The 14,539-nt window shown below is 65.9% G+C and carries 14 protein-coding genes and 1 pseudogene; 9 read left to right on the plus strand and 6 right to left on the minus strand.

Annotated features, from left to right (window positions below):
• Window positions 1-5: 5 nt before the first annotated feature.
• The 5 genes from AADZ55_RS08555 (at window position 6) to AADZ55_RS08575 (ending at window position 5,313) form a co-directional block, all read left to right on the plus strand.
• Window positions 6-701 (plus strand): hypothetical protein, encoded by a 696-nt coding sequence (locus AADZ55_RS08555; RefSeq protein WP_085323810.1) that lies wholly within the window; start codon window positions 6-8, stop codon window positions 699-701.
• Entirely contained in the window at window positions 698-1,642 is a 945-nt protein-coding gene (gene miaA, locus AADZ55_RS08560; protein ID WP_085323809.1) for a tRNA (adenosine(37)-N6)-dimethylallyltransferase MiaA, read from the plus strand. The genes AADZ55_RS08555 and miaA overlap by 4 nt, the downstream gene beginning before the upstream one ends.
• Before the next feature lie 13 nt (window positions 1,643-1,655).
• Window positions 1,656-2,525: a diaminopimelate epimerase gene (dapF, locus tag AADZ55_RS08565; protein ID WP_085323808.1), complete on the plus strand. Its 870-nt coding sequence runs from the start codon at window positions 1,656-1,658 to the stop codon at window positions 2,523-2,525.
• A 67-nt stretch (window positions 2,526-2,592) separates the two neighbouring features.
• Entirely contained in the window at window positions 2,593-4,035 is a 1,443-nt protein-coding gene (gene hflX / locus AADZ55_RS08570; RefSeq protein ID WP_207569025.1) for a GTPase HflX, read from the plus strand.
• A 117-nt stretch (window positions 4,036-4,152) separates the two neighbouring features.
• Window positions 4,153-5,313: an acyl-CoA dehydrogenase family protein gene (locus AADZ55_RS08575; RefSeq protein WP_085323807.1), complete on the plus strand. Its 1,161-nt coding sequence runs from the start codon at window positions 4,153-4,155 to the stop codon at window positions 5,311-5,313.
• A 3-nt stretch (window positions 5,314-5,316) separates the two neighbouring features.
• Here the strand turns inward: AADZ55_RS08575 and AADZ55_RS08580 are convergent, their stop codons facing one another.
• Together AADZ55_RS08580 and AADZ55_RS08585 are read right to left on the minus strand one after the other, a co-directional pair.
• Window positions 5,317-6,510 carry a TerC/Alx family metal homeostasis membrane protein gene (locus AADZ55_RS08580; RefSeq protein ID WP_085323806.1) on the minus strand — a complete coding sequence of 398 codons (1,194 nt, stop codon included), beginning with the start codon at window positions 6,508-6,510 and terminating at the stop codon, window positions 5,317-5,319.
• Window positions 6,511-6,535: 25 nt separating this feature from the next.
• Window positions 6,536-6,779, minus strand: a pseudogene (locus AADZ55_RS08585) (hypothetical protein).
• Window positions 6,780-6,798: 19 nt separating this feature from the next.
• Here AADZ55_RS08585 and AADZ55_RS08590 point away from each other — a divergent pair.
• Window positions 6,799-8,919, plus strand: coding sequence for an LGFP repeat-containing protein (locus tag AADZ55_RS08590; protein WP_085323805.1), 2,121 nt, complete (start codon window positions 6,799-6,801; stop codon window positions 8,917-8,919).
• 21 nt (window positions 8,920-8,940) lie between these two features.
• On the opposite strand, the gene lexA is transcribed toward AADZ55_RS08590, so the two are convergent.
• Window positions 8,941-9,651 (minus strand): transcriptional repressor LexA, encoded by a 711-nt coding sequence (gene lexA, locus AADZ55_RS08595; RefSeq protein WP_085323804.1) that lies wholly within the window; start codon window positions 9,649-9,651, stop codon window positions 8,941-8,943.
• A 287-nt stretch (window positions 9,652-9,938) separates the two neighbouring features.
• Here lexA and AADZ55_RS08600 point away from each other — a divergent pair, with 287 nt between their 5' ends.
• The 3 genes from AADZ55_RS08600 (at window position 9,939) to AADZ55_RS08610 (ending at window position 11,592) form a co-directional block, all read left to right on the plus strand.
• Window positions 9,939-10,442, plus strand: a complete 504-nt coding sequence (locus AADZ55_RS08600) for a LysM peptidoglycan-binding domain-containing protein (protein ID WP_085323803.1) — start codon at window positions 9,939-9,941, stop codon at window positions 10,440-10,442.
• Window positions 10,443-10,605: 163 nt separating this feature from the next.
• Window positions 10,606-11,070 (plus strand): transcriptional regulator NrdR, encoded by a 465-nt coding sequence (nrdR, locus tag AADZ55_RS08605; protein ID WP_085323802.1) that lies wholly within the window; start codon window positions 10,606-10,608, stop codon window positions 11,068-11,070.
• Window positions 11,071-11,097: 27 nt separating this feature from the next.
• The gene (locus AADZ55_RS08610; RefSeq protein WP_085323801.1) at window positions 11,098-11,592 is read left to right on the plus strand and encodes a peroxynitrite isomerase; all 495 of its coding nucleotides are present in this window, start codon (window positions 11,098-11,100) and stop codon (window positions 11,590-11,592) included.
• A gap of 8 nt (window positions 11,593-11,600) precedes the next feature.
• On the opposite strand, the gene AADZ55_RS08615 is transcribed toward AADZ55_RS08610, so the two are convergent.
• From AADZ55_RS08615 to AADZ55_RS08625, 3 genes are read right to left on the minus strand one after another with little or no spacing between them, the layout of a single operon-like run.
• Window positions 11,601-12,287 carry a PhzF family phenazine biosynthesis protein gene (locus AADZ55_RS08615; RefSeq protein ID WP_085323800.1) on the minus strand — a complete coding sequence of 229 codons (687 nt, stop codon included), beginning with the start codon at window positions 12,285-12,287 and terminating at the stop codon, window positions 11,601-11,603.
• A gap of 49 nt (window positions 12,288-12,336) precedes the next feature.
• Window positions 12,337-13,362, minus strand: a complete 1,026-nt coding sequence (locus AADZ55_RS08620) for an alpha/beta fold hydrolase (protein ID WP_085323799.1) — start codon at window positions 13,360-13,362, stop codon at window positions 12,337-12,339.
• Between the two features lie 42 nt (window positions 13,363-13,404).
• A complete protein-coding gene (locus tag AADZ55_RS08625; protein WP_085323798.1) occupies window positions 13,405-14,382 on the minus strand; it encodes a proteasome assembly chaperone family protein in 978 nt (325 codons plus the stop codon).
• Window positions 14,383-14,539 lie beyond the last annotated feature (157 nt).

Raw genomic sequence — 14,539 nt, forward strand, 5'->3', positions numbered from 1 at the left:
GTGTCGTGTTGAGCGCCATCGCAATTGTTCCGTCCGCGCCGGTGCTGGTTCCCCAACTGGCCGGCGGGGCCGCTGCCGAGCTGGCCGACCTGGGGGCCGCGGTGAACGCGGCGGCCGCCTTGTTGCCCGCGCGCTGGATCGCCGTCGGAACGGGGCGTGCCGATGACGTCGTGCGCTCCGACCGCGTCGGCACCTTTGCGGGCTTCGGCGCCGACGTGCGAGTTCGGCTCTCGCCGCAGCTGGGTGACGGGGTTGCGGTGCCGGTGGAATTGCCCCTGTGCGCGCTGCTCACCGCCTGGGTGCGGGGCCAGGTCCGGCCCGAGGCCAGCGCGCAGGTCCATGTCTATGTCAGTGACCACGGCGCCGACGTCGCTGTGGCCCGCGGGAGGCGGCTGCGTGCCGAGATCGACCGGTCGCCCGAGCCGATCGGGGTACTGGTCGTCGCCGACGGTTTGAACACCCTGACGCCGCGCGCTCCCGGTGGCTACGACCCCGATGGCGCCGGCGTACAGCTGGCTCTCGACGACGCGCTGGCCAGCGGCGACATCGCGGCCTTGGCCCGACTGCCCGAGCAGGTGCTTGGGCGGGTGGCATTTCAGGTGCTGGCCGGCCTCGCCGAGCCGGGGCCGCGGTCGGCCAAGGAGCTCTACCGGGGAGCGCCGTACGGTGTGGGGTACTTCGTCGGTGTCTGGCAGCCGTGAGGCCCCTGGCGATAGTGGGACCGACCGGTACCGGCAAGTCCCAGCTGGCGCTGGACGTCGCCGAGCGGCTCGGCGCCGGGATAAGCGCGGAGGTTGTGAACGCCGACGCGATGCAGCTATATCGCGGCATGGACATCGGGACGGCGAAGCTGCCCATCGACGAGCGCCGCGGCATCCCGCATCATCAACTCGACGTCCTCGGTGTCACCGAAACCGCGACCGTCGCGCGCTACCAGCGTGCCGCCGCCGCGGACATCGAGGCGATCGCGGCCCGGGGAGCGGTGCCGGTCGTGGTGGGCGGCTCGATGCTCTACATCCAATCGCTGCTCGACGACTGGTCGTTTCCCGCAACGGATCCGTCGGTGCGCGCGAGATGGGAGCAGCGCCTGGCCGAGGTCGGGGTGGCTGGGCTGCATGCCGAGCTGGCTCGCCGCGACCCGGCCGCGGCCGCGGTAATTCTGCCCACCGACGCCCGGCGCACGGTGCGGGCGCTCGAGGTGGTCGAACTCACCGGGCAGCCGTTTGCCGCGTCCGCACCGCGCATCGGCGCGCCCCGGTGGGACACGGTTATCGTCGGGTTAGATTGTGACACAACCATTCTCGATGAACGACTGGCCCGTCGCACCGACCTGATGTTCGATCGGGGCCTGGTGGCGGAGGTACGCACGCTGCTTCGCAACGGCCTGCGCGAGGGCGTCACCGCGTCACGCGCGTTGGGCTACGCCCAGGTAGTTGCCGCCCTCGACGCGGGTGCCGGAGCCGAAGCGATGCGGGACGCGCGGGAGCAGACCTATGGCGGTACCCGCCGCTATGTGCGACGGCAGCGGTCCTGGTTTCGCCGAGACCACCGGGTGCATTGGCTCGACGCCGGCGCGACTACCCCGGCGGACCGTGCTCGCCTGGCCGAGGACGCGGTGCGAGCATGGCGGCACGTAACCTGATCTGGTGGCGCACATGATCTTCGCGAAGGGCCACGGTACCGAGAACGACTTCGTGCTACTGCCCGATGTCGAGGCCGAGCTGATGCTGACCCCTGCCCGGGTGGCGGCGTTGTGCGACCGGCGCCGCGGGCTAGGCGCCGACGGGGTGTTACGGGTTACCACCGCGGGTGCGGCCATGACGGCGGGGGTGCTCGACCGCCTGCCCGACGGTGTCAGCGCGACCGACTGGTATATGGACTACCGCAACGCCGACGGGTCGGCAGCCCAGATGTGCGGCAACGGGGTGCGAGTGTTTGCACACTACCTGCGCGCCACTGGCCTGGAGGCCCGCGACGAGTTCGTCGTGGGGTCACTGGCCGGCCCGCGACTGGTCACCTTGCATCACGTCGAGGCGACGAACGCCGACGTCTCCGTCGATATGGGCAAGGCCAACAGACTGGGCGAAGGAGAGGCTGTCGTCGGTGGTAGGCGATTTCACGGCGTTGCGGTCGATATGGGCAACCCGCATCTGGCCTGCGTGGATCCCGAGCTGACCGTCGAGGGCCTGGCAGCGTTGGACGTGGGCGCGCCGGTGGGGTTCGATCGTGCGCGGTTCCCCGACGGGGTCAATGTCGAGGTAGTCACGGCCCCGGCGGGCGGTGCGGTCTGGATGCGGGTTCACGAACGCGGTGTGGGGGAAACCCGCTCGTGTGGCACCGGGACGGTTGCGGCCGCGGTCGCCGCGCTGGCGACGGTGGGCGCGGCGACCGGCACCCTCACCGTGCACGTGCCGGGCGGTGAGGTCACCGTCACCGTCACCGATGCCACCACCTTCCTACGCGGGCCGTCGGTGCTCGTGGCCCGCGGTGACCTCGCTGACGATTGGTGGAACGCGATGGGGTGATCCCGGGTGGTTGCCGATTAATTCAGATGCGCGGCCATCCGCGACGTGCCACCATCGGGTACTGGCTATGACACATCCAGACTCGCCCGACACGGGCTCTTCAGACCTCACACCAAGCCTCGGGGAACTCGCACTCGAGGACAGATCGGCGCTGCGCCGGGTTGCCGGGTTGTCGACCGAGCTTGCCGACGTCTCCGAGGTGGAGTACCGCCAGCTGCGGCTGGAGCGGGTGGTGCTGGTGGGAGTGTGGACCGAGGGCAGCGCGGCCGACAACCAAGCCAGCCTGGCCGAGCTGGCGGCACTCGCCGAAACCGCTGGCTCCCAGGTGCTCGAAGGACTCATGCAGCGCCGCGATAAGCCCGACCCGTCGACCTACATCGGCTCGGGCAAGGCGGCCGAACTCCGCGAAGTGGTGGTAGCGACCGGGGCCGACACCGTCATCTGCGACGGTGAGCTGTCCCCGGCGCAGTTGACCGCGCTGGAAAAGGCGGTGAAGGTCAAAGTCATCGACCGCACCGCGCTGATTCTCGACATCTTCGCCCAGCACGCCACCAGCCGGGAGGGTAAAGCCCAGGTATCGCTGGCTCAGATGGAGTACATGCTGCCACGGTTGCGCGGCTGGGGTGAGTCGATGTCGCGGCAGGCCGGCGGCCGCGCCGGCGGCAGCGGCGGTGGGGTGGGCCTGCGCGGTCCCGGTGAGACCAAGATCGAGACGGACCGGCGCCGCATCCGCGAGCGGATGGCCAAGCTACGACGCGATATCAGGGCGATGAAGCAGGTCCGCGACACCCAGCGCAGCCGCCGGCTGGGCAGCGACATGCCGTCGATCGCGATCGTCGGCTACACCAACGCGGGCAAGTCCAGCCTGCTTAATGCACTGACCGGAGCCGGGGTGTTAGTCCAGAACGCGCTGTTTGCCACCCTGGACCCCACCACCCGGCGCGCGGAGTTCGACGACGGTCGACCGTTCGTGGTCACCGACACCGTCGGCTTTGTTCGGCACCTGCCCACCCAGCTGGTCGAGGCGTTTCGCTCCACGCTGGAGGAGGTCGTCGACGCCGATCTGTTGGTGCACGTTGTGGACGGAGCGGACGTCAACCCGCTGGCTCAGATCGACGCGGTCCGTCAGGTGATTTCCGAGGTGGTCGCCGACCACACCGCCAATCAAGACGGCGAGCCGCCGCCCGAGCTGCTGGTGGTGAACAAGGTCGACGTCGCAGGTGACCTGACGCTGGCCAAGCTGCGTCGCGGGCTGCCCGACGCGGTGTTCGTTTCCGCTCGCACTGGGGACGGTATCGACGCGCTGCGGCGGCGGGTGGCCGAGCTTGTTATGCCCACCGATACCGCCGTGGACGTGGTGATCCCCTATGACCGCGGCGACCTGGTGGCCCGTGTGCACGCCGACGGGCGGGTGCAACAGGCGGAGCACAACGCCGAGGGCACCCGGATCAAGGCCCGGGTCCCGGTGGCGCTGGCCGCCACCCTGCGGGAATTTGCGCCGCAACCGTAGCCCCGGCGCGAGATCCGCGGCACGTGTCGCGCTCGTTGGCCGGACCCGGCCAACCGCCGACCAACCGTCCGGTTGGTATATGTTGAGCACCAGAGCTTCTTTCCGCGGAGGTTATCGATGGGCAATGTCGTCAACTACCAGCGCACACTCTTCGAGCCCGAACATGAGTTGTTTCGCGAGTCCTACCGAGCCTTCCTCGATCGCCACGTAGCGCCGTATCACGACGAATGGGAAAGGGCCAAGATCGTCGACCGCGGTGTGTGGCTCGAGGCAGGTAAGCAGGGCTTCCTGGGCATGTCGGTGCCCGAGGAGTACGGCGGCGGGGGTAATCCGGACTTCCGGTACAACACGATCATCACCGAGGAAACCAGCACCGGGCGATACAACGGGATCGGCTTCGGCCTGCACAACGACATCGTGGCGCCGTACCTGCTGGCCCTGGCCACCGAAGAGCAGAAGCAGCGCTGGTTTCCCAAGTTCTGCACCGGGGAACTGATCACCGCGATCGCGATGACCGAGCCGGGAACCGGTAGTGACCTACAAGGTATCAAGACCCGTGCGGTCAAACACGGTGACCACTACGTATTGAACGGATCAAAGACGTTCATCACCAACGGGATCAACTCAGATCTGGTGATCGTGGTGGCGCAGACTGACCCCGAAAATGGTGCGCAAGGGTTCAGTTTACTGGTCGTCGAACGCGGTATGGACGGCTTCGAACGCGGCCGCCATCTGGACAAGATCGGGATGGACGCCCAGGACACCGCCGAGCTGTCATTCACCGACGTGCAGGTTCCAGCCGAGAATCTCCTTGGTCAGGAGGGGATGGGATTCATCTACCTGATGCAGAACCTGCCGCAGGAACGGATCTCGATCGCGATCATGGCGGCCGCAGGGATGGAAGCCGTGCTGGAGCAGACACTGCAGTACGCCAAGGAGCGCAAGGCCTTTGGCAGGCCGATCGGTAGCTTTCAGAACAGCCGATTCTTGCTGGCCGAGTTGGCAACCGAAGCCACCGTGGTACGCATCATGGTCGACGAATTCATCAAGCTGCACCTCGAGGGGAAGCTGACCGCCGAGCAGGCCGCCATGGCCAAGTGGTATTCCACGGAGAAGCAGGTCTATCTGAACGACCGCTGTCTGCAACTACATGGTGGGTACGGCTACATGCGCGAATTCCCGGTCGCCCGATCCTATCTCGATTCGCGGGTACAGACGATCTACGGTGGCACGACCGAGATCATGAAAGAAATCATCGGTCGCGGCCTGGGAGTGTAAGGCTCAGGTGTGTGCGTCGCGTGCGGCATGGGCCCTGCGTAGCAGCGTCAGCAGGTCGTCGTCCCGTCCCGGCTCCACGCGGTATTTCGTTGGGAGAATGCTGATCTGGCGTTCGGCGGCGAGGAGTGCAGTGAAGATCTTGTCGCGTTCGACCGGATCGGTCTCGTAGTGCAGGTCGAGATACTCGGTGGCATACCGCCGGGCCCTCGCCATGGCGTTCTGCGCCCGTCCGCGCGCCGACCAGAACGACGCCCCGGTCGTGATGAGCAGGACGATCATGATCACCGTCAGCGACTGCGCGGTGCTCACCTCAACGACCGGGACCGGCTTGCCGCGGTTGATGAACGGAATCCTGTTGTCATGCAACGCTTCCAGCATCAACTTGACGCCGATGAAGCCAAGAATCATCGCCAGCCCATAGGACAGATAGACCAGCCGATCCAGCAGGCCGTCGATCAAGAAGTACAGCTGGCGCAGACCCAACAGCGAGAACGCGGTGGCCGCGAACACCAGGTAGACGTTCTGGGTCAAGCCGAAAAGTGCTGGAATGGAATCGAATGCGAAAAGGATGTCGGTGCCGCCGACGGCGATCATGACCAGCAACATCGGGGTCATCATTCGCTTGCCGTTCTCGACGGTGAACAAGCGGTCTCCGTAGTAGTTCTGGGAGGTCCGTAAGAACCGATCGGCCAGGCGGACGATGACCGACCTCTTAACCGTGTCGGCGTTGCGGCTTTCTAGCCCTGTGGGTTTGGCGAGGTTGCCCGCCATGACCAGCAGCACCAGGCCGAACAGGTAGAAGGCCGAGTTGAAGTTCTCGATGAGCGCAGCGCCGACGAAGATGAATCCGGTGCGGGTGAGGAGCGCAAACGCGATACCGAACAACAGCACCTTTTGTTGGGCGACGCGAGGCACCCCGAAGCTGCTGATAATGACCAGAAACACGAACAGGTTGTCGACTGACAGGGCTTCGTCGGTCAGGTAGCAGGCGAAATACTCGACCGCAAGCTCCGGGCCGCCGAAGATGACCACTGCGATGCCGAACAGGATGGCGATCCCTACGAACGTCGCCGACTGGATTACGGCCTCACGCAACGTCGGGACATGGGTCTTGCGGATGTGCGCGACGTAGTCGACCAACATCAAGCCGGCGATCAGGACGATGGTGAGGACCCAGACCAGGCCGGAAGCACCCATCTCAGCTGGGTTTCCTCTCACCGCGTCAGTCGGGATGTCGTTTCCGGCACGGTAACGCAAACCCAGCCCGGGCCGCAGCTCGGTTGCTCGCGACACGGGCGCGCCCGGGCATCAATTTGACATCGACTGGGTCTCCGTTTCCGTAATATTTGCGATTTGACTTCGCAATTGTCGTTCGCTAAAGCAAAGTAATGCGAGCCCGGCGACAATACAGAAGTTAGCGGGGGGACGGTCCACGGTGGCAGATCCACCGGCTCGGGGTTGGGCAGGCATCGGCTGGGAGGCTTGGTGAACGGGCAGAGGGGTCAATTGAGCAAGCTGATCGGGCATGCGGTGCTCAGCTTGGCGGCCACAGCGGTGGCCGCCGTGTTGCTGGCGCCCACGGTAGCGGCTTCGCCGATAGGCGAGGCCGAGGATGCCATGATGGCCGCGTGGGACAAGGCGGGTGGCGACGCTTCAACGCTGGGTGCCCGCCGGGGTGACGTCTATCCGATAGGCGACGGGTTCGCCCTGGACTTCGACGGCGGCAAGATGTACTTCACGCCGGCGACCGGCGCCAGATACATCTACGGCCCGATTCTGGACAAATACGAGTCGCTGGGCGGCCCGGCCGACAGCGATCTGGGATTCCCGACCATCAACGAAGTGCCCGGCCTTGCCGGACCTGACAGTCGGGTGAGCACCTTCTCCGCCAGCGACAACCCGGTGATTTTCTGGACGCCTGAACACGGCGCATTCGTCGTGCGGGGCGCGCTGAACGCCGCGTGGGACAAACTGGGCAGCTCGGGTGGTGTCCTGGGCGCCCCGGTTGGCGATGAAACCTACGATGGCGAGGTCACCTCCCAGAAGTTCACCGGTGGTGAGGTTTCCTGGAACAGGGCGACCAAGGACTTCACCACCGTCCCGGCGGTATTGGCGGAGCAGCTGGCGGGCTTGCAGGTAGCGATCGATCCCACCGCAGCCATCAACATGGCCTGGCGCGCGGCAGGCGGCGCCGGAGGTCCGCTGGGCGCCAAAAAGGGTGGGCAGCACCCGATCGGCGGTGACGGTATCGCACAGGACTTCGTCGGCGGCAAGGTCTTCTTCAGTCCGGCCACCGGTGCGAACGCCGTCGAGGGTGAAATCCTGGCGAAGTACGAGTCGCTGGGCGGACCGGTCAGTAGCGATCTGGGTTTCCCCATCGCCAACGAATCCGACGGTGGTTTCGGGCCCTCCAGCCGGATCGCCCTGTTTTCCGCGGCCGACAAGCCGGTGATCTTCTGGACTCCGGACCACGGCGCGTTCGTCGTGCGCGGGGCGATGAAGGCGGCATGGGACAAGCTTCGCGGTCCCAACGGCAAGCTTGGCGCCCCGGTTGCGGACCAGACCGTGGATGGCGACGTTGTCGCACAGACGTTCACCGGCGGCAAGATTTCGTGGAACCGGTCAAAAAACACGTTCACCACGGAGCCCGCGAATCTGGCGCCGTTGCTGTCCGGTCTGCAGGTGTCGGGGCAGAACCAGCCAAGCACATCGGCGATGCCCCCGCATGGCAAGAAGTTCACCTGGCAGTGGTGGTGGCTGGGGGCCGCTGGCGCGGCGGTGCTTCTTATCGTCTTGGTGGCGTTGGGGATGTTCGGGTTGCGTCGGCGTCGCGGTCGCCGCGACACCGCTGCCTACGATCATGACCAAGCCCCGGATGCCGAATACGAGACCACGGCTGATGGGGACTGGCCGCGCGACGAAGAGTTCGGTTCCGAGCACTTCGGCTTCGGCGAGCAGTTCCCGCCGGAACGTCCGGTGCCGGACGGGGGATCCGCACCGCGGGTCAGTTGGCCGCGAGGGGCCGGGGCGGTTGCCGGTGTGGCCGAGGACGTTCCAGGTGGCGAAGGCTACGGCAGCGATCTGTGGTCCGGACCCGGCGGGGTTGGGATCGAGGACGAGGTCGACGACGAAGACCCCGACGCGGTGGACACCACTCCGACACCGGTCGTGTCGCAAGCCGACCTTTCCGAATCGGTCGGTCCCGATCCGATCGTTCCGGAACGCGTGGTACCGGAGACCTTCGTTCCGCAGGCCTTCGTTCCGGAAGCGGCGGACCCCGAAGCCGCGGTACCCGACGTCCACGCTCCGGACGCCGATATTGGTGACACTGCGTTTTCGGAGGCGGCGGTACCCGCAGCTGAAGAAAGAGGCGGGCGGCACGCGGCCGCAGAACCCCCGCAACCATCGAGCGCGGATGTGCGCCCGGCGATCCATCTGCCGCTCGAGGATCCGTACCAGATGCCGAACGGATATCCCATCAAAGCCAGTGTGAGCTTCGGTCTGTATTACACGCCCGCCGGTGCGCTGTACCACGACACGCTCGCCGAACTCTGGTTTGTCAGCGAGGAAGCCGCACAAGCCAACGGCTTCGTCAAGGCGGATTGACAGTCCGCCGCCGGACCGGCGTCAAACCTTGCGGATCACCGTGACGACCTTGCCAAGCACGGTGGCGTCGTTGCCCGGGATCGGATCGAAGGCCGGGTTGTGCGGCATCAGCCACACCTGGCCGCCCGCGCGTTTGAACGTCTTGACGGTTGCCTCACCGTCGATCATGGCCGCAACAATGTCGCCGTTGTCGGCGACATTTTGCTGTCGCACGACTACCCAGTCACCGTCGCAGATCGCGGCTTCCACCATCGAGTCACCGATCACCTTGAGCAGGAACAGGGTGCCCTCGCCAACCAGCTCACGGGGCAGCGGGAAGACGTCCTCGACGGCTTCCTCGGCAAGGATCGGCCCGCCGGCCGCGATGCGTCCCAGGACGGGGACGAAGGTGGGTTCCGGTAAGGCATCCGAGCCGGGCACTTCGGTGATCGGCGACGCCGCGACGTCGTCGGCCCCGCGCACATCGACGGCGCGGGGCCGGTTCGGGTCACGGCGCAGGTAGCCCTTGCGCTCCAGGGTGCGCAACTGGTGAGCCACCGAAGACGTCGACGTCAGACCGACCGCGTCGCCGATTTCCCGGATGCTCGGTGGATACCCGCGGCTAGTGACCGACGCGCGGATGACGTTGAGAATTGTGCGTTGTCGCTCGGTTAGCGCCGTGTCCACGGACTGCAACCGGCCGTCCGCGCCAATGGCTCCGCCGCCGACTGAGGTGTCGTTGCTGTCGCTCATGGCACCGAATGTAGCCGCACCCGTGCCAATAATCAAACATGTGTTCGACATGGTGTGTCGCGGCACCGGTGCACCGGGGCAACCCGGCGAATAACAAACGTGTAACTCGCGGTACGGCGGGGTATTCGCCGCACATGCCCGCGGTGCGACCGCCGGCAATTTGTCGGTGGTGTGGTTTAGCGTTTTGCTCGTGCGACACGCTTCGATCAAATGTTCGGGTATCGAACACACAAGCGACTAATGTGTCGAACACCCGAGCGATAGTCTTCTCAGCAGGAGGAACGACCATGACACTTTTCCAGGCAGGTCCGCCCCGTACCGCCAATCCGCCCAGTCTGCGAGTCCGGGTCGACGGGCCTGGCAGGCGCCGCGCCGACTTGACCCAATCGCGCCGGCCCGGCCGGTCTAGGCCGGCGGGTGCGCCGCTTCGCTACCGCGGCATCGGGGTCGGGCTTTCCATCGCGGGGCATCGCAGGAGGCCGGTCACGCCGGCCACGACGGTGGGGCTGGCTCTGCTCGCCGCGGTGATCACCGTCTGGCTGGGTCTGGTGGCGCAGTTCGGGGAGATGATCAACGGCGGTTCCTCCGAATGGTCCGCCGGTTCACCCGCTGGCGTTCCCTACCGGCTTGCCGTGGTGCGGGTTGAACCGGGGGAGTCCTTGCAAGATGTGGCGGCTCGGGTAGCGCCGAATGCGCCGGCTCGCCAGGTTGCCGATCGCATCCGCGAACTCAACGCGCTTGTGTCACCGGCGGTGGCCGCGGGCCAGACACTGATCGCGCCGGTCGGCTGACGGTATCGCGTTGTCCCGCCGAAACCGTTCTGCGCGAACGTTACTCGGTGACCGCGATGCCGAGCGCGCAACCATCGCGACTGCGGTGGCTCTGCGGCGGAGCGCACAGGTAGTCTCGGAGTCGTCTGCGATACCCGGATGTCAGGACGGCAAAGGAGCGGCCATGCATTGCCCGTTCTGCCGGCACCCCGATTCGCGCGTGATCGACTCGCGGGAAACCGATGAAGGCCAGGCTATCCGGCGTCGCCGGTCGTGCCCCGAGTGCGGACGACGATTCACTACCGTGGAGACCGCGGTGCTGGCCGTAGTCAAGCGCAGTGGTGTCACAGAACCCTTCAGTCGCGAGAAGCTGATCCGCGGTGTGCGCCGGGCATGCCAGGGGCGCCAGGTCGATGACGACGCGTTGAACCTGCTGGCCCAGCAGGTTGAGGATTCGGTGCGCGCCGCGGGGTCGCCGGAGGTCCCGAGTCACGATGTCGGCCTGGCTATCCTGGGTCCGTTGCGCGAACTCGACGAGGTGGCCTATCTACGGTTCGCGTCGGTGTACCGGTCGTTTTCTTCCGCGGACGATTTCGAGCGCGAGATTGAGGCGCTGCGCGCGCACCGCAACTTGTCAGCCCCGAGCTGACCTGTCGCGCAACGCTAGGCTTCCTGCATGCCTGTCGACCTGCACCCCGATCTCGCGGCACTGGCACCTCTGCTGGGTAATTGGGCGGGTCGCGGTGCGGGCAAGTACCCGACCATCCAGCCGTTCGAATACCTCGAGGAAGTTGCGTTCTCGCATGTGGGTAAACCGTTTCTGACGTACGCGCAGCGGACCAGGGCGGTAGCCGACGGCGCTCCGTTGCATGCCGAGACCGGGTATCTGCGTGTTTGCGAACCGGGTCGCGTTGAACTCGTTCTCGCCCATCCAAGCGGCATCACCGAAATCGAGGTTGGAACGTATTCGGTCACCGGTGACGTCATCAAACTCGAAATGTCGACAAGTCCGACCGGGGCGATCGGGCTGGCTCCGACCGCCAAAGAGGTGACCGCGCTTGACCGTTCCTTCCGTGTCGACGGCGACGAGCTCTCGTACTCGGTGCGAATGGGTGCAGTCGGGCAACCCCTGCAGGATCACCTCGCCGCCGTGTTGCGCCGACAGCGCTGACCCCCGCGTCAGTCGACTTGTGCCACACCGTCACTGACGGCGCGGCCGGCCACCCTAACCCAGCCCTCGGGACTCCAGGTGGTTTGGATCAGCGATCCCTTGCCCTGGGTAATGGTGAGGTCGCGGCTGAGGTAGTCGGTGATCCGAATAGCCGCGGAACCGGTCGCTTCGTCTTCGACGACACCCAGGTTGGCGGCGAACACTCGGGCGCGTATCGAGCTAGCCGACTGGTCGGTCCAGGTCCATAGGTAGTGCGCGGTGTCGTCGGGAAAATCGGCGGGGTCGGCGGCGGCAAGGACGTCGACCGAGTCGAGGTCGTGGATTGCGAGCTCGGGCGCCCATTCCGAGCGGGCGCTGATGGCGGTGAGATCGCTCTGGTAGCTCACCTGGACAATGCCGGCCGGCACCTGCAGCGTGTTGATCGGCGTGCCATTCTCGCGCAGCCACCAGGAAAGCCCGACGGTGGGATGGCCGGCGAACGGGATCTCGGTGCTTGGCGTGTAGATGGTGGCGTGCGCGGTGGTCGAGCCGGCGGCGGGAAGATCTACGAATATGGTTTCGCTGTAACCCAATTGGGCTGCTAGTTGCTGCCGGTCGGCCGGTCCGACCTTGCTGGCGTCGACCACACCGAGCGGATTCCCAAAATTCCCATCTGAATCGGTGAAAACGCGCAACACCGTCACCTCAATAGCCATGGCCCGACTGTACGACCCGGGCGGGAGCCCCGACACACCCGGTGGCCGATCAGGTAGCGCTGCGTTCGTCGGATCCCATGGCGTTCAGCACGGCGACACGGGTATCGTCCGAGCCGGTGACGGTTCGTTCGCCGCCACCCGCGCGCAGCAATGCGCGAAGCGCGGCCTGGTCGTATTCGGCGGGCTCAGAGGTGTCGATGAAGCGCTGCACGACGTCGATGAAACGAGTGGGGTCGTCGTGAAATGGGAAGTGCCCCGAACCCTCGAAGATCTCTAGCCGCGAGCCTGGCATGGCGGCATGCGCCATGTGAGCGTGACGGACGGGCAACACCACATCTTTTGTCCCCCAAATGATCTGCACCGGGATTGCTTGGGTCAAGTAACATCGGTCCAGCATGGTGACCATCTGCCCCCGCCAGTCCACCACAGCCCGCAACGTGCGGCCGAACGCCGCTGATGCCGTCGGTTCCGGCAGGTCGTCCAGGATACGCAGCACGTTGGGCAGATCGTGCCCCAGGCTGGTCGTGCCGATGACCTTACCCACGATCCGCCCGGCGATCTGGACCGCCGGCAGCACCAACGGCAACCGCAGCACGGCCATGGCCTCGCTGCCCATCGGCAACGAGGCCAACCGGAAGACCACGTTGACATCCTTGGTGACGCCCCCGGCGCCGACCAGGATCAACCGGTCGACCAGCTGAGGGAACTGGTAGGCGAATTGCATTGCCACCCCGCCGCCCAGCGAGTGACCCACGATGGTCACGCGCTCGATGTCGAGCACACTGAGTAGGTCGCGCATGCCGTTGGCGTACGCAGCGACCGAATAGTCGGCGCGTGGCTTGTCGGATTGCCCGTGGCCGAGGAGATCCGGGGCGATGACGGTGAACCGCTGGGCCAGCTTGGCCTGTACCCCATTCCAGGTGGTGGAATTGTCACCAATGCCGTGGATAAGCAGAATCGCCGGCCCCGAGCCGGCGATCCGGAACGCGCGCCGATAACCGTGAATGGTGCGGAACTGCAGCGAAGGCGGTGCCACTTCGCGCACCGGGCGAAGATTTCGCTTCCGCTCGGTCATCTCGCCAACCTCGTTGTCGGGCCGATAGGGACGCTTGAGGGATCAAGTCGGGTCGTCGTCGTCAAACTTCTTCTCTGCCTGCTGGGCTAGGAACCGCTCAAACTCGGCGCCAAGCTCGTCGCCGCTCGGCAGATCTTCGTCGCGTGCTAGTAACGACCTGTTCTCCTGAGCGTCGATGAAGGCATCGTACTGGCGCTCGAGGGCCGCCACCACTTGAGCCACTTCGGCGCTCGCCTGGACTTGCTCGTCGATCTTTGCGCGGATCTCTGCCGCCGCTTCGGTCAGCGCGGCCAGCGGTAGCTGCAGGGAGCCGGTCTTGGCGACCTGCTCGAGCAGTGCCTGGGCGGCCGCGGGGTAGTCGGTCTGCGTCAGATAGTGCGGGACGTGCACGGTGAACCCGACGACCTCGTGACCGTGCTGGGCCATCCGGTATTCCAGCAGGTTGGAGGCGCTACCTGGGACCTGGATTTCGGAAATCCACGGCTGGAAATCCGTGATGAGGTCCCTGTTGTTGGAGTGTGCGGTCATCGTGATCGGTCGGGTGTGCGGAACGGCCATCGGGACGGTGCCCAGGCCGATGGTCTGCCGTACCCCCAGGCGCTCGGCCAGCAGTCGGACCGCGGTGATGAAACGCTCCCACTTCAGATCCGGCTCCATGCCGGCCAGCAGCAGAAACGGGTTCCCGATGCTGTCGCGCAGCGCGTAGAGGCTCAACTCTGGATCTTCGTAGTGGGTGAAGTGATCGGTCTTGAAGGTCATCAATGGCCGTCGCGAGCGATAGTCCAGAAGTTCATCGATGGCGAACGACGCGACCAGCTCTGTGTCCAGGGCCGCCCTGAGGTGGGCGGCGGCCAGCCGGATTGCATGACCGGCGTCGGAGAAGCCCTCCAAGGCGTGCACCAACACCGGACCACGGCCGTCGGGCGTCGACAGCTGGGGCGCCGGGAACTCGAGCTCGTACATGCCGGGCTGCCCCGGCTCGTATTCTCGCGCCTCGTCCGCGCCTTGATCGCGAGCCATGGGTGCTGCCTCCTCTCCGGGTACTCGCCGGGCTGCCGTAACCAGTGTCCCTCAAATCAGCGGGCACTAATGATTGAACAGCGACCCTGGGTGCCATTGTGTTGCGAAACGCGAAAGCGGCGGACCGCATTCGACGCCGGCCGATCGTGGGCGGCGG

The organism is Mycobacterium decipiens, assembly GCF_963853665.1.
Taxonomy (GTDB): Bacteria; Actinomycetota; Actinomycetes; order Mycobacteriales; family Mycobacteriaceae; genus Mycobacterium; species Mycobacterium decipiens.